Source organism: Pseudomonas sp. CFII68 (assembly GCF_000416195.1).
Lineage (GTDB): Bacteria > Pseudomonadota > Gammaproteobacteria > Pseudomonadales > Pseudomonadaceae > Aquipseudomonas > Aquipseudomonas kilonensis.
Genome location: NZ_ATLN01000025.1, coordinates 82,141 through 101,923, shown reverse-complemented (window position 1 = coordinate 101,923; position 19,783 = coordinate 82,141). Strand labels below are relative to the sequence as shown.

Below are 19,783 nucleotides of genomic sequence, written 5' to 3'. Positions count from 1 at the left end.
CGGAGCGTGAGGAACGATCTCCACAGCCCCCACGACCCGATCGTACCCACGCAGCAGCGCGGGAACGATCGACCGCTTTCGCAAGTAAACTGACATACCCGCTTGCCAAACCTGATGACCGGAAGTTACTGTCAGCACCATGAACCTGCCACAGATCGCCTCGACCACCACAACCACGACCGCCAAGGCGGGTCGTGAGGTGTCGTGAGCCAATAACACACGTATCTCAAAGGCCCGCCAGCGATGGTAAGGGCCTTTTCTTTTGCCCTTGCGTCGCTGGCCCACACGCAAGGAAAGCACCATGCACGCTCTGTTAATTCTCGATATGCAAGTTGGGTTGTTTCACGGCCCGGATAAACCCTGGGCCGGCGAAGCGTTGCTGGACACGTTGAATGGCTTGCTGCTCAAGGCCCGGAAGGCCGGGGCACCGATCTTCCTGGTTCGCCACGTAGGCCCGCCTGGCTCGCCCATCGAGCCTGCAAGCCCGCTGACGCAACTGGTGCAGGAACTGCAGTTGGAAGGTGACGAAGTCATCTTCGAAAAAACCCGCCCCAACGCCTTCACCCAGACGGGCCTGGCAGAGCGGCTAAAGGCTTGCGATGCTGAAGGCCTGGTCATCACCGGTATGAAAACCCAGTATTGTATCGACAGTACCTGCCGAGCCGCGCGGGACCTGGGGTTTGACGCGGTCCTGATCGCCGACGGTCATACCTGTTCCGACACGCCTGAATTGAAGGCAGAAATGATCGTCGCCCATCACAACGCAACCCTGGCAGGCGCCTTCTGTCGTGTCGTTCGCGCTGAGGACTGGTGCTTCTAAACCCCATCAGAAGATCGGCCCACGTCGGGCCGGTCTCATTCAACAAGCGGAGCTCACGGCATGGACCCTTTGCAACCCTCGCAATGCGCAAACATGGAGGACATCCGACGCGAAATCGATGCCCTCGACCAGGCGGTCATCACGCTGCTGGGCAAGCGCTATCAATACGTGCTCGCGGCCTCTAAATTCAAGACCTCGGCGGCTTCGGTGCAGGCACCGGAGCGCTTCAAGGCCATGCTGGCGACACGACGCGTGTGGGCCGAGGCCGAAGGCTTGAACCCGGATGCCATCGAGAAAATGTACAGCGACCTGGTGCATCACTTCATTGCCGAAGAGATGAAGCGCTGGACGGCGAATCAGTCCCACAACTGAACCGCGGTCGGCAATGGCTCCCATCCTCCGCACGATCAGAAGCAGTCACCGACAACGGTTGTGCGCCTTTGCCCTCTGATGCCCTCGGAGAATAACCAAAAGTCCGTTAAGAGATCGACCACCACAAAGGTAAATCAAAGCCTTGGTTGTGCTGCGCTTCGCTCCGTTTCGCCAGCGTCAAGAAATGGAAATTTGACACTACAAAGCCATCACCTATCGTTCCTCCCGAGACCGCACCCAGGGACCGGGTGGCCCGGACACCCTTTGAAGGGCGGTCGTCACTGTCATTACCCTCAAGGAGCAACAACATGTCTGGAGCGACCCAAACCATTGATGTGCTCGTCAACGTTGACGCCGACTACCTGCTCGCCCACCCCAATGACGTAGGCGGTGCGATTGCCATGCTGGTGACCCGCAGCGCCATCGACAGCCACGCCAACATCTCCAGTGGCGAAGGCGAAGGCGGTAACGAGTTGTGGTTCGACGTAAAACCCGGCGACATCATTCGCTGGCGCGCCACCACGCTGTCGCGCAACTTCGACCGCATCGCATTGATCAAAAACGTCGTGATCGGCGACCCTCACCAGGGCGGTGATTACAAGGGCACCATCTCGACCCCGCAATCTTTCAATATCCCCGGCATTCCAGTGCCCTATCTGGACAATGGTGCCCCCGGAGGCATTGCCAAGACCGATGTGACCTATACCGTCTGGCAGTCCACTGCGCTGAGCCCGGGAAAGCTCTGGTACCAAATCGTCTTCGTTCTGCTGGACCGTAACCTGAACCAGATCGGCCCGAACAACACATGGGACCCCTACATCACCGTCAATAATCAATAACTGAAATGCACACAGCCCCGGTCGGTTCCCTTCGTCGTTGACGAGGGCGCCGGCCGGGGCTGTGTGCAGGTCCTACAGCATTTCCTTGCTAAGCCGCTTTTTCAAACTCCATCAATGCCGCCAACACCAACGGGTGCAGGACAGCGTCGGGATGTTTCGTTTGCCAGGCCATCAAGTCGCGATACATGGTCGGCGTCCAGAAGCTCTTGATGTGCTGGTACACGCCCCGCACCGCCACCGCGTGATCCGGCTCGCTGGCGAAATACTGGGCGATCTGGTTGGCCATCTTGATCAGGCTGTCAGAACTCATCGACGCACCTCGGCTTTTTCGGCATGGCGACGTTCCCTGAGCAAGCGTCCCTGTTCATCACTGAAGGCCTGGTAGCGCTTCTGCCATTCCGAAGGCTGGCTGACCCGCACGATCTCGACCGCCGTGACCTTGTATTCCGGGCAGTTGGTGGCCCAGTCGGAGTTGTCGGTGGTGATCACGTTGGCACCCGATTCCGGGAAGTGGAACGTGGTATAGACCACGCCCGGTGCCACCCGCTCGGTCACCTTCGCGCGCAGTACCGTCTGCCCGGCACGGCTGCCGATACCCACCCAGTCTTCGTCGACGATCCCGCGGTTCTCGGCGTCGGTTGGGTGAATCTCCAACCGGTCCTCCTCGTGCCAGGCCACGTTGTCGGTACGCCGGGTCTGGGCGCCGACGTTGTACTGGCTGAGGATGCGTCCGGTGGTCAGCAGCAGTGGATAGCGGCTGTTGACCTTTTCCTCGGTGGGCACGTAGCCGGTGAGCATGAAACGGCCCTTGCCGCGCACGAACTGGTCGATGTGCATGGTCGGCGTACCGTCCGGCGCGGCATCGTTGCAAGGCCATTGCAGGCTGCCGTGACGATCCAGTTCGGCGTAGCTGACGCGGGTGAAAGTCGGCGTCAGGCGGGCGATTTCATCCATGATTTGCGAAGGATGGTTGTAGTGCATCTTGTAGCCCAGGGCGTCGGCCAGGGCGATGGTGGCTTCCCAGTCGGCCTTGCCGGCCAACGGGTCCATCACCTTGCGAACGCGGGAGATGCGACGTTCGGCGTTGGTGAAGGTGCCGTCCTTCTCCAGGAACGAGCTGCCCGGCAGGAACACGTGGGCGAACTTGGCCGTCTCGTTGAGGAAGATGTCCTGGACGATCACGCATTCCAAAGCGGACAGCGCGGCCGTCACATGCTGGGTGTTGGGGTCGCTCTGGGCGATGTCCTCACCTTGGCAATAAAGCGCCTTGAAGGTGCCATCCAGGGCCGCCTCGAACATGTTCGGGATGCGCAGGCCCGGGTCGGGTTGCAGGGTCACGTTCCACGCCTGTTCGAACTCGGCGCGTACCGCTTCGTTGGAAATATGCCGATAGCCCGGCAGTTCATGGGGGAACGAGCCCATGTCGCAGGAGCCCTGAACGTTGTTCTGTCCACGCAGTGGGTTCACCCCGACACCTTCGCGACCGATGTTGCCGGTGGCCATGGCCAGGTTGGCGATGCCCATGACCGAGGTGCTGCCCTGGCTGTGCTCGGTGACGCCGAGGCCGTAGTAGATGGCCGCGTTGCCGCCGGTGGCGTAGAGCCGTGCCGCGGCGCGGATCTGCTCGGCAGGCACGCCACACACCGGGCCCAAGACCTCGGGGGAGTTTTCCGGCAGGCTGACGAAATCGCGCCAGCGAGCGAAGTCCGCCGCCTCGCAGCGTGCTTCGACAAAAGGCTGGTCAATCAAGCCTTCGGTGGCAATCACATGGCCCAACGCGTTGAGCATTGCCACGTTGGTGCCCGGACGCAGTTGCAGGTGCAGTTCGGCACGGGCGTGAGGCGAATCCACCAGGTCGATGCGCCGTGGGTCGATGACGATCAGCCGTGCGCCCTGGCGCAGGCGGCGCTTGAGCTGGGAGCCGAACACCGGGTGCGCGTCAGTGGGGTTGGCGCCCATCACCAGGATGACGTCGGCCTTCATCACCGAGTCGAAATTCTGGGTGCCGGCGGACTCGCCCAAGGTCTGCTTGAGGCCATAACCGGTGGGCGAATGGCAAACACGCGCACAAGTGTCGACGTTGTTGTTGCCAAACGCGGTGCGCACCAGTTTCTGCACCAGGTAGGTTTCTTCGTTGGTGCAGCGGCTGGAGGTGATGCCGCCGATGGAGTCGCGCCCGTACTTGAGCTGGATCCGGCGCAATTCGCTGGCGGCGTAGGTGACCGCCTCGTCCCAACTGACTTCCTGCCACGGGTCGTCGATGTGCTTGCGGATCATCGGCTTGGTGATGCGGTCCGGGTGCGTGGCGTAGCCCCAGGCGAAGCGCCCCTTGACGCAGGAGTGGCCGTGGTTGGCCTGGCCGTTCTTGTCCGGGACCATCCGCACCAATTGTTCGCCTTTCATCTCGGCGCGGAACGAGCAACCCACGCCGCAGTAGGCGCAAGTGGTAATGACACTGCGCTCCGGCTGACCGATCTCCACGACGCTCTTGTCGATCAGGGTCGCCGTCGGGCATGCCTGTACGCAGGCGCCGCAGGACACGCATTCGGAATCGAGGAAGTTGTCACCGCCGGCCGCCGCCACTCGAGAGTCAAAACCGCGTCCGGTGATCGTCAGGGCGAAGGTGCCCTGGATTTCCTCGCAGGCACGCACGCAGCGGTTGCAGACGATGCACTTGCTCGGGTCGTACTCGAAATACGGGTTGGAAACGTCCTTGGCTTCATCCAGATGATTGGCGCCTTCGTAGCCGTAGCGCACTTCGCGCAGGCCCACCTGCCCCGCCACGGTCTGCAATTCGCAGTTGCCGTTGGCCGCGCACGTCAGGCAGTCCAGCGGGTGGTCGGAGATGTACAGCTCCATCACGTTGCGACGCAAATCGGCGAGTTTGGAGGTCTGGGTACGCACCACCATGCCCTCGGTCACCGGTGTGGTGCAGGAGGCCGGATAACCGCGCATGCCGTCGATCTCCACCAGGCACATGCGGCAGGAGCCGAAGGCTTCCAGGCTGTCGGTGGCGCAGAGTTTGGGAATGGTGGTGCCGAGCAAGGCCGCGGCACGCATGACCGAGGTACCGGAGGCGACGCTGATTTCACGTCCGTCGATGGTCAGGCTGACCTGCACGTCGCTTTCGCGCGCCGGGGTGCCCAGGTCGATATCGCTGCTGGGATCGAAGATAGTGATCATTGGTCGGCCTCCGTGGTCGCCAGACCGAAGTCGGCGGGGAAATACTTGAGGGCACTGGCGACGGGGTAGGACGTCATCCCACCGAGGGCACAGAGCGAACCGTATTGCAGGGTGTCGCACAGGTCCTGCAACAACAGGGCCTGTTCCTGGCGAGCACCGGCTTCGGTGCTGGCGATCAAGCGATCCACCACTTCCACCCCACGGGTGGAGCCGATCCGGCACGGCGTGCACTTGCCGCAGGATTCCTCGGCGCAGAACTGCAAGGCGAACCGGGCCATCTGGGCCATGTCCAGGCTGTCGTCGGCGACCACCACGCCACCGTGACCGAGCATCGCGCCCATGGCGGCGAACGCTTCGTAGTCCAGCGGCGTATCGAATTGCGCAGGCGGCACCCAGGCGCCCAACGGCCCGCCCACTTGCGCGGCCTTCAGGGGCCGGCCGCTGGCAGTGCCGCCGCCATAGCCTTCCACCAGTTCACGCAGGCTCAGGCCGAAGGCGCGTTCCACCAGGCCGCCGTGACGGACGTTGCCGGCCAATTGGAACGGCATCGTGCCCAGGGAACGGCCCATGCCGAAGTCGCGATAGAACTGCGCGCCCTTCTCCAGGATGATCGGCACCGAGGCCAGGGTCACCACGTTGTGCACCAGCGTCGGCAGCCCGAACAGGCCTTGAATCGCCGGCAGTGGCGGTTTGGCGCGAACCGTGCCGCGCTTGCCTTCGAGGGATTCCAGCAGTGCGGTTTCTTCGCCACAGATATAGGCGCCGGCCCCGACACGAACCTCAATGTCGAAGGCGCAGCCGCTACCGCTCACGTTCGCGCCCAGATAGCCGGCGTCGCGAGCGATGCGCAGCGCTTCGTTCAGCGTACTGATGGCGGCCGGGTATTCCGAACGCACGTAGATGTAGCCCATCGTCGCGCCTACGGCGATGCCGGCGATGATCATGCCTTCGATCAGCAGGAAAGGGTCGCCTTCCATCAACATGCGGTCGGCGAAGGTGCCGGAGTCGCCTTCATCGGCGTTACACACCACATACTTCTGTGCACCCACGGCATCGCGCACGGTGCGCCACTTGATGCCCGCCGGGAACGCCGCACCGCCCCGCCCACGCAGGCCGGAATCCAGCACGCTGGCGACCACGTCTGCGCCATCCATCTGGATGGACCGGGCCAGGCCCTGGAAGCCGCCCTGGGCACGGTAGTCGTCCAGGGACAGTGGTTGCGTGATGCCGGCGCGCGCGAACAGCAGGCGCTGCTGGCTCTTGAGATAGGGAATCTCCTCCACCGGCCCCAGGGCCAGCGGATGGCTGCCGGGATCGCCTGCCAGCGCATCCAGCAGACCCGGCACATCGGCCGGTGTGACAGGGCCAAAGCCCAATCGGACGCCGGCGCTTTCAAGCTCTACCAGCGGTTCCAGCCAATAGAGGCCACGGGAACTGGTACGCAACACCGTCAATGGCAGCTGTCGACGCTCAGCCTCACAGGCCAACGCATCGGCCACCTTGTCGGCGCCCACGGCACGGGCCACCGAATCGCGGGGGATACAGAGCGTCAGCATGCGCCCTCCTCCATGCAATCATTGACCAACTGACGCAGACGCTCGGGCGTGATCCGCGCATGCAACTCCCCATCCAGCTCCAGGGCCGGCGAGCAGACGCAGGCACCCAGGCAATAGACCGGCCGCAGGCTGATGCTTCCGTCGGCGCTGGTGCCGTGGTCGTCCAGCGCCAATTGCTCACGCAGTTGCGCAGCCAGGGTCTCGGCGCCCATGCTCTTGCAGGACTCGGCCCGGCACAGGCGCAGGGTATGGCGCGCGGGCGGCGTGGTGCGGAAATCGTGGTAGAAGCTGATGACCCCGCGCACTTCAGCCTGGCTGAGATTGAGGGCGTGGGCGATCTCCGGGACGGCGCTGTCGGGAACATACCCGCAGCCTGCCTGGATGGCATGGAGAATAGGCAGCAAGGCACCGGGGGTGTCCTTTTCGCGCGCAAGCACGCTGTGGATCAACGGCAGGTGAAGCGTCTCATCAGGCATAAACGTACCTCGGCATCTCGAACGCCACCGCCGCATAGCGGCAGCCGTTCGGAGTCTTGGCTGCGGCGTCCGGTCCACGTCACGGTCGCGTGGCACATCCGATCGCCATTCTCGCTCTCCGGCCAGGTGTCTTTGGCGCACCTGATCCGGGGCATCCTCACAGCTTGCCACTCCCGGGGGTTGGCGATTGCACATGGACGACGAAACGTGTTCTGAAAGCGACTAGACGTGAAAAGTTGTCCTGCGTCCGTGGGAGGTCAAATACCCAAGTGATTGTAGGCGACCCGCAGCGATCGGTGGCGATTGGCCGTTTTCCTGACTGCCAGCGTGGCGAGTGCTTTGTTGAATCACCACATAAGGTTACAAACACAATATATATGTATCGTTTTACAGCTATCAATCTTGCCATCATTTAGGAGGACAACAACCTGACACCAGAAGGAATCCTGGAATGCTACACAAACAGCTTTTTACGTACTCATTACTGCTCTTATCACTTACAGCAAACTTTCATACCTTGGCAGAAGAATATTATTGGACGATTCAGCAGATCCCGGAACATCTTCAAGAGCGACAGCCCTCGCCCGAACTGGCTTGTAGATGGTTACATGAAGAGTATGAAGAAATCTGGAATTACACACCCGCGGTAGCCACGGAGGACGATCACATCTGGTATTGCCACATGATATATGGCAAGGATCCGTTAAACGACTCTTATGGCGCTGTAGCTATTCTCCGCAGCGGCAACACATGCAGCGAAAACCAACAATTCAATAAGATCTCAGGCCAATGCGAGACTCAAGGCGTCGACAGTGGCTGCCCCTTGAGCCTGGCGGGAAACCCAATAAATTTCGCGACAGGTTACAAAATACAAACAGAAAGCGATTACTCAACTGTGCATTCACACCCAAGCGCAAACCCACTCGATTTTTCAAGATTCTACAGAAGTGTTGATGGAGTATGGCGGCACAGTTATTCATCTAGGCTCAGCCTCGAAGAAAACTTGATCACGCTTATTCACCTTGATGGAAGTCGATCCTTTTTTGAAAAAAAGGGAACGTCTTATGAGGCTAGACCACCCGAAACAGGAACGCTCGTCTATCAGTCGGACCGTTGGAGTTATCACGCCCGCAATAATCGCTCACTTGAATTTGATAGCAACGGAAGGTTAATTGCGCTTATTAAATCAGGTAGCGCGCTGAGCATCGCCTATTTAGACAACATTGCGACCGTCACTGATGGTTTTGGCAACGCCTTAAAATTTACCGAGGACACGTTAAAACAGCCTCTTACCGTTACTGCGGGCGACGTAAGCATTAGCTACACCTACAACAATTACAAACAGCTAACCTCCATGACCAAAACCCATCCGACCCATACGGAGAATAAACAATACATCTATGAAGACCCGAAAGATAGCAGACTGCTGACCGGCATTGTTGATGAGCGCGGGGTACGTTATGCCACATGGACTTATGATGCTCAAGGGCGCGCCATTACGAGTGAACACGCGGCGGGTATAGAAAAAATCTCAGTCGGCTACAACCCTGACGGGTCATCGACGGTAATCAACGCACTGGGTAAAGAAACACGGTATCAATTTGAATTGATTCAAGGCGTCAAACGCATCAAATCCATTACAGGTCTTCCATCGGCCAACTGCCCCGATAGCAACTCAACTTTCACCTACGACACCCGCGGTCTGCTGACAAAAAAAACAGACAACAATGGCAATACAACCACCTATCTCTACAACGACCTTGGCCTGGAAACCTCTCGCACGGAAGCGAGCGGCACTTTTCAAGCTAGAACGATCACCACCGAATGGCACCCGACGCTGTATTCCCCTGTGCGCATCAACGAACCGGATCGCTCCATTCAATACACCTACGACACTCAAGGGCGCCAGCTCAGTAAAACAATCACTTCACGTTAATTCAGAAGGATCTGAATATGAACACATTGACATGCAAGGTTGCTCTGCTCGCTCTCGCTTTGTGCGGAACCATTACCACCCTTCCTATTTGCCAAGCTGCCGAACGTGGCTGGTCGTTCACCTATAATGCCCAGGGGCAGTTGGAGTCGTCAGATGGGCCCCGAACAGATGTAAGTGACATTACCCGCTATGAATACGATGCCAAAGGACATCTGGCACGCATTATCAACGCGCTCGGGCACACCACCACATTTTCCAACTTTGACGTCGCCGGCAACCCTAAGACAGTTGTCGATTCCAATGGGGTTATTACAAACCTGACCTATGCGTCACAAGGCTGGGTGAAATCGCTGAGTACCGCTACCGGCACAGTTCGCCTTGAACACAATGCCGTGGGCGACATCACCAAGATCATTCGCGCAGACAAGAGCTGGTCGACTTACACTTGGGACGACGCAAGGCGGCTCATCCGAGTGACCAATAACGCAGGGGAACAGATCGAATTTGATCTCGACCCGATGGGGAACCGGACTGCAGTACGGATCAAGGACAAGACCGGTCATCTGACCAAACAACATCAATGGGTGTATGACGAACTGGGTCGCTTGCTGCGTTCAGTGGGTGCTGCCGGCCAGACAAGCCAGACACAGTACGACCTCAACGATAATCCGATCGCGCTGACCAATCCCCGCAATCACATTCACCAACGGGCCTTTGACTCGCTGAACCGATTGGTGACGAATACTGACCCGCTTAATGGAATCACTCAACTTGAGTACGACGTTCAAGATAACCTCACGCAAGTCCGCGACCCACGTGGTGTAACCACTCAATATCAATACGACGGCCTGGGAAACCTGACGCGGGTGAACAGCCCTGACAGCGGCGCCACTCACTCCCAGCACGATGCCGCAGGCAACGTGACGCAACAGGTGGACGCGCGTGGTGTGGTCACGACTTTTACCTACGATGCGCTCAATCGCCTGTCCGCCCGCCGCTATCCGACGAACCCGGCATTGGACGTTCAGTTCCACTACGATTCGATTGCCGCAGGTAACAAAGGCATCGGCCGACTGACCGCCGTGGAGGACGTCAACGGGGTACTGAATTACACCTACGACGCCCAAGGCAACGTTACAGCCCAGCGGCAAACGGCGCCCGCAAACACAGCGACTCAGCCAGAACAAATCGGCTATGGATACGATGTCGCCAATCGGTTGAGCAGGATCGATTATCCAACAGGTTTCAGCATCGTCTACTCGCGTAACACCACAGGACAAATCAGCCAAGTACAAATTCGGCAGGGCACGGGGCAGCCGACCGCGTTCGCCAGCAACATCACGTATCAACCTTTCGGTCCGCTTAAAAACCTGACCTGGGCCAACGGGACTACGCTTCAACGTACCTTCGATCTGGACTACCGGCTGACCGCTCAAACCGTTGCAGGCCAGAGCAACGCCTATACCTACGACGGCCAGGGAAACATGACTCAAATGCAACGCGACTCAGTCGACAAGCATGGCTACAGCTATGACCCGCTGGATCGCCTGGTAGGAGAATCTACTGCTTTCAACCGGATGACTTACGTTTATGATCCTGCGGGTAACCGCACCCGAAAAGCGCTCAGCACGTTGATTGACAGCGAGTTGCGTGTCACCGCTGGCACGTCTTATCAGTATGGGGCGAGCAACAATCGGTTGACGCAGGCAGGCACCCACTCGGTAGACTTCGACGCGGCAGGCAACCTGACCGCAGACCGCGCCAATCGTCAGTTTTCCTACGACGAGCAGAATCGCCTGAGCGAAGTGAAAATCAAGGGTGCTGTCAAGGCTCGGTTCCGCTACAACGCTTTCGGCCAACGAACCAAAAAAATCACCTCTCAAGGCACTACAACATTTATCTACGGGTTGAGTGGCGAACTTCTTGGCGAGCACGTATTCGATAACCAAGGCAAGAAGCTGAGAAGTCAGTTTTATATCTGGCTCGAAGGGGTGCCCTTGGGCGGGATCAGTGTGAGCTACGGTGCAACGGGCGCGCCAGCAAACAGCGCCGCGTTCTACCTCCATAGCGACCACCTCAACACACCGCGAATCGCAACGAACGCAGCGCGAACCAAGGTATGGGAGTGGGTTTCCGATGCATTTGGTACAAAGCAAGCCAGCGGACAACTGGAAATCAACCTGCGCTTTCCCGGTCAGTACTACGATGTCGAGACTGGACTCCACTATAACTATTTTCGTGATTACGACCCGAAGACTGGTCGCTATGTGCAGAGTGATCCGATTGGGTTGGCCGGAGGGATCAATACCTATGGATATGTGGAAGGAAATCCAATTAGCTTTTTTGATCCATATGGCCTTGCCAAGCCAGACCTAGGCAGCGGGGTGGAATCGCACAATGGTGGCAAGGAGCATGTACATTGGGGAGATAAATCCAATCCTCGGGAAAATGCTGTCAACAGGGACGGTTCAATCAGACACGGTAAAGAGCCACCCCAAAAAATAAAAGACAAGATAAATAATAAGTTTAATTGGAATCTAAAAATTCCTTCCATGCTAATCCCGCTCCCCCCTGAAATATTAGATAGAATAAATCCTGAGCGCCTCCCTGACCCAATGGAGGGGATACCAACAGACTGTTAACATATCCGACCAAATCTAAATCCCCGAAGAAACACCAGAGGCATTCAAAATGATCTATATTGAAGAAAACAACTTCGAGAGACAAATAGACTTGATTTCCGCACTTGCAAATCAGGCACCTTTTGACTTAGTTGCCTGGCTGCATCCGGACTCCACCATCGATACCATATTAGGCGTCAGCGTTTATAAATCAACCACAGTAAATGCAGAGCCAGTTACCACTTACACAAATGACGTTATTGCCAGCTGCACTCAGCGTCTTCGGGTGACCGACGCATTAATAAATAACATTACCCAAGAAAAAAACATCATAGTAAAAAATTGTGACAGCCTATGTATCTATAGCCCCAAAAACCCTGAATGGCAAGCATGTACAATAGGTCACGAAGGAATGATATTGGTTAGAGACTTGGCTCTACTTAGTTATTTAAATTCCTTAGATTTCAATGCATCACTGCATGCGCCATCTTGGTGGTGACTCACCGACACAAAACATATAATGCGTAGAGCGCTACGATCCACTCATTCGCACAGAACGAAGCGCTCCACTATTGAACACATTGTCGACCGCCTCAATCTCTCACCGCCCTGGCGCTGGAACTATTATTGGAGGGCTATTGGTGCCGGTCTAGGCGTAGGACTGAATTGGTATCTTATCGACAAGTTACTAAGCGAATCCGAACCTGACGCAGAAGAAAAGAAAAAAACAATAGCTGGTCTGTCCGGAAAAAATGGAGCCAAGGATATCCCAAACTGGGCTAAAGGAGAAAGATCATTCAAAGGCGAATCTGGAAAAGATTTTGCTGATCGTCTTTTGGGCAAAAAATACGGAGATAATGGATACAACAAAGGACCCGCATCGGAGCATAATAAAATAAGGAAATGGGGTGATCGTGCGTTCGAATAATCCGACAACTATAGAGATCCCGTGATGAATTTTGTTTACATAGTCATACACACACATCAATTACCAGGTGGAAATGACGATATAAAGTTTATAGGCGTCTATGCGAATCATGCATCAGCTGAAGAAGCCGTAAAAAGAGCAAGCCTTAAAACTGGATTCTCGGAAACCAAAGATGGCTTTTTTATTGAAGGCTATCAGGTAGGTAAAGATCATTGGATGGAAGGTTTTTTCACCTATGTACCAGATGAAAAATAGACACTGAGTTTGAAGTGCCGACATTGATCGCCTAGAGGCGGATTGAACAAGCTGTGCAAGTCCGGCTTAACGGCTCTGAACAGAATAAACAATGATCAAATATGTTTTTTTCAATACTGGGGCTATTTTATATAAGTCTGATGATAATGGCGTATCCACATGCAAAAAAGGGCCAAAGTATTGTAGTGGCCGGACCATGGTGGTGCCTCTATAAGAATAGCTATAAAGAAAGCGCTGGAAATCTCTGCAATTTTGGCAGAATCATCCTAGGACTCGACCTAATCCTTCTTGCTTATATTTATTTATAGCGATATCAAAACGGTCTCTGCGTCACCGCCTCGTCAAGGGGCGGTCTTCAGAAGGTAAACCATTAACAGCACACTCGCTATTACCACAGTTATCGGCGGCGCTTTTGCCGAAAACTCCATAGCGACCATCTCATTACACCGCGCAGCGCAACGAACGCGATGCGGGAAAAGAAGTGGAATTTCAACTTTAAGGACAGAGGCAAGCTCTGAAGATGCATACTATCAATACCATTCTTAAACTGTCGAAAACACCAGCAGCACTAATTACTATGGTGCCTGTGGCTTCTGCTGCCATCGTGCTCGGATACCAAGAACCTGTGAATATTGAACGTATCTGCGAGGAGTCGCCACCCCTGCTAATAAATAATTTCAACAGCTGCAGCCATATTGATCAGACCTTGAGTTTCCTTGAGACGCAAGGCTACAAGCCTACAACTCTAGAAAGCTTAGAAAAAAACAGTGGCCTTCTGCGTAAAAAATTCTCCTTAAAAATATTTGAAGTACCCTACTACAAAATAGACAGCAACACCGGCACTGCGCAATTCGGCTTTATAAATGGACGATTATTTTCCATATCCTACTTTCCGAAAGCATCAGACACCGTATTCGAAAAACACCCAGCAAGTAAAACCGAGACACTGACTGTAAAACATCAGAGCAGTCACCAAGGATTGAAATACATATCATGGTCAAACAATTACCTTGAAACCTATATCACTTGGTGGATATCGAGATTCTCATAAGGGCTAGCATATGAGTTACTAAACGTTACGACTATGACTATGACTACTTGAAAGCCGTACCCGTGAAGCAGCGTTGCCTGAACGAGCAAGACATGCGCCGGATCCGCTCATTTGAACCGTCACTCACCCTTAATGGGCTTGGCGCAACGCATTGGCAACCAATGTAAACGCAGGCGAAGGTTGCCGCCGGCTGGGGTAGTACAGATAGTAGCCTGAAAATGGCGGACACCAATCTTCCAGCACGCGCACCAGCCGCCCCTCCTGAAGATGGGGTTCAAACTCCTCTTCCGGCAGGTAGGCAACGCCCAGCCCGGCCACTGCCGCCTGCACGATATGCGTCGACGTGTTGAAAATCAGCTGGCCGTCAACTCGCACGTTCACCTGCTTGCCTCGCCGCTCGAAATCCCAGACATAGAGCCCGCCTGATGTTTGCATGCGCTGGTTGATACAGCGATGGGTCATCAGGTCGCGCGGACTCCTGGGAATGGCGTGGGTAGCGAAATACGCTTGCGAAGCGACGGCAGCCATCCGCAATGGAGGGCCTATCGGAACGGCAACCATGTCTTTGTCGATGGTATCGCCCAAGCGCACGCCGGCATCAAAACGATCCGCCACGATGTCTCGAAAGCCGTAACACACGTCAAATTCGACGTTTACATCCGGGTAGTCGTGCAGCAACCCGGTAAGTTTGGGGAGCAAGGTCGTGCGCAAGACATGATCGCCGCAGGTGATGCGTACAGTGCCCGCGGGCTTGTCGCGCATTTCCGTCAGCATATCCAGCTCCGCTTCTATTTCATCGAAGCGATTGCCTATCGCGTGCAGCAGCCGTTCGCCCGCGATAGTCGGCGAAACGCTGCGGGTGGTCCGCGTCAGCAATCGGATCTGCAAGCGTGCTTCCAGGCCATTGATGGCCTGGCTCAGTGCCGATTGTGTAACCCCCAATGCCCCGGCAGCGCGCGTGAAGCTGCCTTCGCGCGCGACCGTGACGAAAGACAGCAGGTCATTGAGATTTCTTTTGATCATGGTGAAACACATCTAAGCCAATTGATTAGCCTTGCTTATAGCCTTGTTAAGCATTCATTAGCTAGTCGCATAACTGCACGTCGGTCACCATGTTCCCCATGAACAGGAATGAAAGCAGAACTGCGATGAGGGCGACCTGGCTTGGCTTGCTGGCTTCGATACTCGTGCTGGGCAGCTACTCGACAATGAATGATGCCGCGTCGGCATCTTCGCTAACGGAGAACACGGGCATGTGGATGACCGTCGGGGAACAACGCTTCGCCATCACCCTGTCCGACAACACAGCTGCCCGCGCGCTTGTCGCGTTATTGCCACTGACGTTGGACATGAATGATCTCAACCGCAATGAAAAGTACGCCACCCTCCCCCGAGCACTACCTACCCAAGCGAGCAAGCCGGGAACGATCCACAACGGCGATCTGATGCTGTATGGCGCGGACACCCTGGTCGTTTTCTATACGAACTTCGATTCAACCTACGCATACACACGCTTGGGGCGTGTGGACGACCCCGCAAGGCTGGCTCAGGTGCTGGGTCGGCGGGGTGTGCAAGTGACGTTTTCCCAGAATTGACTACTCCGCATCGATAGGATTCCCAATGAAAAAGATCATCGTTTTATTAACCCTTCTTGTCAGTTCGCTCTCAGCCATAGGAGCCGATATGTCCAACGGCGCAGATAACTTCTATACCAGCGACGACGTGACCGTACAGAAGGTCAATTTCAAGAACCAATATCAAATGAACGTGGCAGGCAACCTGTTCATCCCGAAAAAACTCAATGGCAAGAGCAGAAGTCCGGCGATTGTCGTGGGCCACCCGATGGGCGCAGTGAAGGAACAGAGCGCTAATCTTTACGCCACGAAAATGGCCGAAAGAGGCTTCGTGACCCTTTCCCTGGACTTGTCATTCTGGGGCGAAAGCGAGGGGCGGCCGCGCAATGCGGTTTCGCCGGATATCTATGCCGAGGACTTCAGCGCCGCAGTGGACTTTCTCAGCGCCCAGCCTTTTGTCGACAGGGAGCGGATTGGCGCCATCGGCATTTGCGGCAGCGGCAGCTTCGTGATCAGTGCAGCCAAGATTGACCCGCGCATGAAAGCCATCGCTACCGTGAGCATGTATGACATGGGCGGCGTCAATCGCAACGGATTGAAGCACTCCCAAACGCTTGAACAGCGCCGGGCTATCATCGCCCAAGCCACTCAGCAGCGTAGTGTGGAGTTCGCGGGCGGTGAAACGCTTTACACCAGCGGTACGGTGCACCAGTTGGATGACAATACTCATCCTATCCAACGCGAGTTCTATGACTTCTACCGCACTCCACGCGGTGAGTTCACGCCATCGAGCTCGTCCAAAGACCTGACCACGCACCCGACGCTGACAAGCAACATCAAGTTCATGAACTTCTACCCGCTCAATGACATCGAGACCATTTCGCCTCATCCGATGTTGTTCATTGCTGGCGCCGATGCGCACTCCAGGGAGTTCAGCGAGGAGGCTTACAAGCTCGCCGGTCAACCCAAGGAACTTGTCATCATTCCTGGCGCTGGCCATGTCGATCTTTATGATCGGGTCGACCTCATTCCGTTCGATAAGCTGACGACGTTCTTCCAGAGCAATCTGAAGTAATATCTGGCCCAGTCGAGAGACCTATCGATCTACCCCCGCTTAAGCTTCCTGAACACCTGCGGCTCCCAAACTCGCATCGCCAGCAACAGGGCAGTCCCACGTTTCTCTGACAGCGGCGCGGCCAACGATTCGTTGTGAAGCGCCGCCAGTTTGCTGCGCAACTTGTGGAGTTCGACTTGCAACTGGGCGTAAGCGGGCTTGGTCAGCATGCCATGGGCGAAATGCAGGGTTTCATCGGGGACGTCGAATCGGCTCGCCATGAAATCCGGCAAACCCTGTCGCAGGAAGAACCCTCGGATAGGGCCGTCCGGCAGCCAATCGAAATCCCGCGTTACCAGCAACCTGATGCGATTCCCCGCCTTCAGGTCCGCCAGCCCCATCCGCTCCAACACCAACAAATTTTTGATGCACTCGGCTTTTGACACGCAGTAGGCGGACACGATGTCTTCCAGTGACCAGTGATTCAGCGCACACACCGCCACCAGCAACAACTTTTCGTTCGAGACCAGTTGCGCTTCCTGTTCGCGCGTCAGCGTTTGCAGGCGTGGTGTCGATCGCTCAGCCTCCTGAAGCAATTCCGCCATCGTCAGGCCCAGCAGCTCACAGAGCTGGGCAAGGCGTTCGAGCGTCAGGCGACCGCTGGCCAACAGACGCTTCACACTGGGCTCCGACAGATCGAGCGCTTGAGCAACGTCGCGATAGGTCATGCCGGCGGCCTTGAGACGTTGTTTCAGGGTGGAGATGAGTTGGGTAATCTGGGTCATAAGTATTGATATCCGATACTGTTGGTATCAGCTTAGCGAAATTCCAACAATAAAGTTGCGAATTACGCCACCCCCTCCGCATGCTTGAAACTCAGATGAGCCAAGAGGTCAGCATGTCGATCAATAACGCAGCGCACGTTTCCCCAGCACTAGGCGGACCACCCACGGGTGATTTGCAGATTGGAGATATCGTGTTCATCCGTGTCACCGCCCGCCCTTTTCTGGAAGTCGCCAACGCGACGAACTCGTGGACGAACCATGTGGGTGTGGTGGTCGACGACCGTGGCGATGAGCCGTTGATTGCAGAAAGTACGTTTCCGCTTTCGCGAACCACCTCGCTCACCCGGTTTCTCCGTCGCTCCGAGCATGGACGCTGCGCCGTCGCGAGGCTCACGCGGCCCCTCACCGACACGCAATGCACGGCGCTTAAGAATGCCGCTGATCATCGGTTAGGTACGTTCTACGACACCGGCTTCAACATAGGTTCGCGGCGCCAGTTCTGCTCTCGTTTCGTGCGCGAGGTCATCCATGAAGCGACGAACATCCAGCTCGGCAAAGTGGAGACATTCGCAAGCTTGCTGCAAGATAATGCCAATCCGAATCTCGCCTTCTGGCAGTTGTGGTACTTCGGCCGAATTCCGTGGCAACGTCGTACCGTCACTCCAGCCAGCCTGCTTCGAAGTCCGGACGTGCGCGTCATTTTCGATTCCCAACTGAGTGACACTGCATGATCCGCGTCGCACAAACGCTTGTCCCTTCAGAGTCGGCACCCTGTCTCACCCGGCGCAGCCTGCTTCAGGCTGGCATGACCGGGATTGCCTTCGGCGTACTGTCCCCCTGGTCGTCATGGGCGGCACCTTCGGGCGTGCTGGTTAACGATGTGACACTGCTCAACCCGGTCTGGGTGAATCGCCTGCTGGCTCCGCGCACCACCGATGAGATACGACAGGCGCTAGCCCTATGGACAGGCCCGGTGAGCATCGGTGGTGGCCGCTACAGCATGGGCGGACAGATTGCCAGCGAAGACAGCCTGCATCTCGATATGCGTCAGTTCAATCAGGTCATTCGCTATTCGCCTGAAAACAAGGTCATACGCGTGCAGTCAGGGATGCGCTGGCGTGACCTTCAGACCGTCATCGACCCGGATGAGCTTTCGGTAAAGATCATGCAGAGCTATGCCAACTTCACCGTCGGTGGGGCGCTGTCAGTCAATGCTCATGGGCGTTACGTCGGTGCCGGCCCGATGAGCAACTCTGTACGCGCCCTGCAATTGGTACTCGCCGACGGCTCAGTCGTGGAAGCCTCTCGCGCCACAAATACCGACCTGTTTCACGCAGCCATCGGTAGTTATGGCGCGATGGGGGTCATCACAGAGATCGAATTGGACCTGGCATCAAACGTCACGATGGAGCGTCAGGTACACCACATGCCAATTGCCGATTACCCCACGTTCTTTAATGACCAGATCCGCGGAAACGACCAGGCAATCCTGCACAACGCCGATCTGGCGCCGCCCAACTTTGACCAAGCCACCGCCATCACTTGGAGCACCACGGAAGAAGCACTGACCGTCGAAGACCGACTGGTCGCACCGGGGCAATCGTACACGCTCGATCAAACCATCATGTGGGGCGTGGCCAGACTCCCCGGCGGTTCGGTGATTCGCAAGGATGTGGTCGATCCATTACGCTACCTCAGCCACCCGGTGGTACGCCGCAATTACGAGGCCAGCAGGGACGTCGCCTCCCTCGGGCCGATTGCTACCCGCAACAGCACCTACGCGTTGCAGGAATATTTCGTACCGGTAGCCCACCTCAACGCGTTTGTCATACAAATGGCCGATCGACTGAAGGCGCATGACGTTGATGCCATCAACATCTCCATCCGACACGCGCCGCCTGCGCCTGACTCATGCCTGTCCTGGGCACGGGAGGAAGTCTTTTCATTCGTACTTTATTACTGGCAACACGTTGGCGTGGCCGACCGCGAGAAGGTCGGCGTATGGACTCGCGAACTGATCGATGTTGCGCTCGCGTTTGGAGGCACCTACTACCTGCCCTACCAGTTGCATGCGACGCAACAACAGTTTTTGCGGGCCTATCCGGGTGCACAACGGTTGTTCGCACTCAAGGCACGGTTCGATCCGCAGAAGCGATTCCGGAACAAGCTTTGGGATAAGTATTACGTGGGGTAGCGTGACCGTGCCCCGCCAGCGTTCAAACTTGAGGACGCGCCGTCACGGTTTCTATGGACCTCGGCTGCCATCTCGCCACAAGGAACAAAAATCATCGCTATGCTACCCACAGATAGATGAGTCGGGTAACGACCCTTCT

20 protein-coding genes are annotated in these 19,783 nt (G+C 56.4%); 13 read left to right on the top strand and 7 right to left on the bottom strand.

Annotated features, from left to right (window positions below; translation table 11 throughout):
- Positions 1-303 (bottom strand): hypothetical protein (locus tag CFII68_RS27790; protein ID WP_018602255.1); only part of this gene is annotated, 303 nt, incomplete at its 3' end.
- Between CFII68_RS27790 and CFII68_RS22150 the strand changes: the two genes are divergently transcribed.
- The 3 genes from CFII68_RS22150 (at position 302) to CFII68_RS22160 (ending at position 2,031) form a co-directional block, all read left to right on the top strand.
- On the top strand, positions 302-820 hold the full coding sequence (locus CFII68_RS22150; RefSeq protein ID WP_018602253.1) for an isochorismatase family protein: 519 nt from the start codon (positions 302-304) through the stop codon (positions 818-820). The two genes, CFII68_RS27790 and CFII68_RS22150, sit on opposite strands and share 2 nt — an antisense overlap.
- A gap of 60 nt (positions 821-880) precedes the next feature.
- Positions 881-1,192, top strand: a complete 312-nt coding sequence (locus CFII68_RS22155; protein ID WP_018602250.1) for an isochorismate lyase — start codon at positions 881-883, stop codon at positions 1,190-1,192.
- A gap of 308 nt (positions 1,193-1,500) precedes the next feature.
- Positions 1,501-2,031, top strand: coding sequence for an AidA/PixA family protein (locus tag CFII68_RS22160; protein WP_018602248.1), 531 nt, complete (start codon positions 1,501-1,503; stop codon positions 2,029-2,031).
- Between the two features lie 88 nt (positions 2,032-2,119).
- On the opposite strand, the gene CFII68_RS22165 is transcribed toward CFII68_RS22160, so the two are convergent.
- From CFII68_RS22165 to CFII68_RS22180, 4 genes are read right to left on the bottom strand one after another with little or no spacing between them, the layout of a single operon-like run.
- Positions 2,120-2,341, bottom strand: coding sequence for a formate dehydrogenase subunit delta (locus CFII68_RS22165; protein ID WP_018602246.1), 222 nt, complete (start codon positions 2,339-2,341; stop codon positions 2,120-2,122).
- The gene (fdhF, locus tag CFII68_RS22170) at positions 2,338-5,214 is read right to left on the bottom strand and encodes a formate dehydrogenase subunit alpha (RefSeq protein ID WP_018602244.1); all 2,877 of its coding nucleotides are present in this window, start codon (positions 5,212-5,214) and stop codon (positions 2,338-2,340) included. Before fdhF ends, CFII68_RS22165 begins: the two co-directional genes overlap by 4 nt.
- Positions 5,211-6,770 (bottom strand): NADH-quinone oxidoreductase subunit NuoF, encoded by a 1,560-nt coding sequence (locus tag CFII68_RS22175; RefSeq protein ID WP_018602242.1) that lies wholly within the window; start codon positions 6,768-6,770, stop codon positions 5,211-5,213. Before CFII68_RS22175 ends, fdhF begins: the two co-directional genes overlap by 4 nt.
- Positions 6,764-7,246, bottom strand: a complete 483-nt coding sequence (locus CFII68_RS22180) for a formate dehydrogenase subunit gamma (protein ID WP_003201284.1) — start codon at positions 7,244-7,246, stop codon at positions 6,764-6,766. Before CFII68_RS22180 ends, CFII68_RS22175 begins: the two co-directional genes overlap by 7 nt.
- A 451-nt stretch (positions 7,247-7,697) precedes the next feature.
- Between CFII68_RS22180 and CFII68_RS22185 the strand changes: the two genes are divergently transcribed.
- The 6 genes from CFII68_RS22185 (at position 7,698) to CFII68_RS27350 (ending at position 14,037) form a co-directional block, all read left to right on the top strand.
- Entirely contained in the window at positions 7,698-9,182 is a 1,485-nt protein-coding gene (locus CFII68_RS22185) for a DUF6531 domain-containing protein (protein WP_018602236.1), read from the top strand.
- Between the two features lie 17 nt (positions 9,183-9,199).
- Entirely contained in the window at positions 9,200-11,824 is a 2,625-nt protein-coding gene (locus CFII68_RS22190; protein WP_018602234.1) for an RHS repeat-associated core domain-containing protein, read from the top strand.
- Positions 11,825-11,873: 49 nt separating this feature from the next.
- Positions 11,874-12,302 carry a hypothetical protein gene (locus CFII68_RS27365; RefSeq protein WP_139213124.1) on the top strand — a complete coding sequence of 143 codons (429 nt, stop codon included), beginning with the start codon at positions 11,874-11,876 and terminating at the stop codon, positions 12,300-12,302.
- Between the two features lie 21 nt (positions 12,303-12,323).
- A complete protein-coding gene (locus CFII68_RS27635; protein ID WP_174553536.1) occupies positions 12,324-12,731 on the top strand; it encodes a hypothetical protein in 408 nt (135 codons plus the stop codon).
- Between the two features lie 24 nt (positions 12,732-12,755).
- Positions 12,756-12,986 carry a hypothetical protein gene (locus tag CFII68_RS27355; RefSeq protein WP_074849682.1) on the top strand — a complete coding sequence of 77 codons (231 nt, stop codon included), beginning with the start codon at positions 12,756-12,758 and terminating at the stop codon, positions 12,984-12,986.
- A gap of 520 nt (positions 12,987-13,506) precedes the next feature.
- Positions 13,507-14,037, top strand: a complete 531-nt coding sequence (locus CFII68_RS27350; protein WP_139213123.1) for a hypothetical protein — start codon at positions 13,507-13,509, stop codon at positions 14,035-14,037.
- 129 nt (positions 14,038-14,166) lie between these two features.
- On the opposite strand, the gene CFII68_RS22195 is transcribed toward CFII68_RS27350, so the two are convergent.
- A complete protein-coding gene (locus CFII68_RS22195; RefSeq protein ID WP_018602232.1) occupies positions 14,167-15,060 on the bottom strand; it encodes a LysR family transcriptional regulator in 894 nt (297 codons plus the stop codon).
- Between the two features lie 125 nt (positions 15,061-15,185).
- Here CFII68_RS22195 and CFII68_RS22200 point away from each other — a divergent pair, with 125 nt between their 5' ends.
- On the top strand, positions 15,186-15,632 hold the full coding sequence (locus CFII68_RS22200) for a cyclophilin-like fold protein (RefSeq protein WP_018602229.1): 447 nt from the start codon (positions 15,186-15,188) through the stop codon (positions 15,630-15,632).
- Between the two features lie 25 nt (positions 15,633-15,657).
- Positions 15,658-16,686: an alpha/beta hydrolase gene (locus CFII68_RS22205; protein WP_018602227.1), complete on the top strand. Its 1,029-nt coding sequence runs from the start codon at positions 15,658-15,660 to the stop codon at positions 16,684-16,686.
- Between the two features lie 29 nt (positions 16,687-16,715).
- On the opposite strand, the gene CFII68_RS22210 is transcribed toward CFII68_RS22205, so the two are convergent.
- Positions 16,716-17,450, bottom strand: a complete 735-nt coding sequence (locus CFII68_RS22210) for a helix-turn-helix domain-containing protein (protein ID WP_018602225.1) — start codon at positions 17,448-17,450, stop codon at positions 16,716-16,718.
- Positions 17,451-17,563: 113 nt separating this feature from the next.
- Here CFII68_RS22210 and CFII68_RS22215 point away from each other — a divergent pair, with 113 nt between their 5' ends.
- Both CFII68_RS22215 and CFII68_RS22220 read left to right on the top strand, forming a co-directional pair.
- Positions 17,564-18,181, top strand: coding sequence for a YebB family permuted papain-like enzyme (locus CFII68_RS22215; RefSeq protein WP_156886079.1), 618 nt, complete (start codon positions 17,564-17,566; stop codon positions 18,179-18,181).
- Positions 18,178-19,644, top strand: coding sequence for an FAD-binding oxidoreductase (locus CFII68_RS22220; RefSeq protein WP_256211706.1), 1,467 nt, complete (start codon positions 18,178-18,180; stop codon positions 19,642-19,644). The genes CFII68_RS22215 and CFII68_RS22220 overlap by 4 nt, the downstream gene beginning before the upstream one ends.
- Positions 19,645-19,783: the final 139 nt, after the last annotated feature.

Coding starts and splice junctions, on each gene's coding strand:
- CFII68_RS22205 (WP_018602227.1), top strand. CDS start 15,658: ATGAAAAAGATCATCGTTTTATTAACCCTTCTTGTCAGTTCGCTCTCA.
- CFII68_RS22160 (WP_018602248.1), top strand. CDS start 1,501: ATGTCTGGAGCGACCCAAACCATTGATGTGCTCGTCAACGTTGACGCC.
- CFII68_RS22165 (WP_018602246.1), bottom strand. CDS start 2,341: ATGAGTTCTGACAGCCTGATCAAGATGGCCAACCAGATCGCCCAGTAT.
- CFII68_RS22215 (WP_156886079.1), top strand. CDS start 17,564: ATGTCGATCAATAACGCAGCGCACGTTTCCCCAGCACTAGGCGGACCA.
- CFII68_RS27350 (WP_139213123.1), top strand. CDS start 13,507: ATGCATACTATCAATACCATTCTTAAACTGTCGAAAACACCAGCAGCA.
- CFII68_RS22150 (WP_018602253.1), top strand. CDS start 302: ATGCACGCTCTGTTAATTCTCGATATGCAAGTTGGGTTGTTTCACGGC.
- CFII68_RS27365 (WP_139213124.1), top strand. CDS start 11,874: ATGATCTATATTGAAGAAAACAACTTCGAGAGACAAATAGACTTGATT.
- CFII68_RS22175 (WP_018602242.1), bottom strand. CDS start 6,770: ATGCTGACGCTCTGTATCCCCCGCGATTCGGTGGCCCGTGCCGTGGGC.
- CFII68_RS27355 (WP_074849682.1), top strand. CDS start 12,756: ATGAATTTTGTTTACATAGTCATACACACACATCAATTACCAGGTGGA.
- CFII68_RS22195 (WP_018602232.1), bottom strand. CDS start 15,060: ATGATCAAAAGAAATCTCAATGACCTGCTGTCTTTCGTCACGGTCGCG.
- CFII68_RS22210 (WP_018602225.1), bottom strand. CDS start 17,450: ATGACCCAGATTACCCAACTCATCTCCACCCTGAAACAACGTCTCAAG.
- CFII68_RS22155 (WP_018602250.1), top strand. CDS start 881: ATGGACCCTTTGCAACCCTCGCAATGCGCAAACATGGAGGACATCCGA.
- fdhF (WP_018602244.1), bottom strand. CDS start 5,214: ATGATCACTATCTTCGATCCCAGCAGCGATATCGACCTGGGCACCCCG.
- CFII68_RS27635 (WP_174553536.1), top strand. CDS start 12,324: ATGCGTAGAGCGCTACGATCCACTCATTCGCACAGAACGAAGCGCTCC.
- CFII68_RS22180 (WP_003201284.1), bottom strand. CDS start 7,246: ATGCCTGATGAGACGCTTCACCTGCCGTTGATCCACAGCGTGCTTGCG.
- CFII68_RS22200 (WP_018602229.1), top strand. CDS start 15,186: ATGAGGGCGACCTGGCTTGGCTTGCTGGCTTCGATACTCGTGCTGGGC.
- CFII68_RS22220 (WP_256211706.1), top strand. CDS start 18,178: ATGATCCGCGTCGCACAAACGCTTGTCCCTTCAGAGTCGGCACCCTGT.
- CFII68_RS22190 (WP_018602234.1), top strand. CDS start 9,200: ATGAACACATTGACATGCAAGGTTGCTCTGCTCGCTCTCGCTTTGTGC.
- CFII68_RS22185 (WP_018602236.1), top strand. CDS start 7,698: ATGCTACACAAACAGCTTTTTACGTACTCATTACTGCTCTTATCACTT.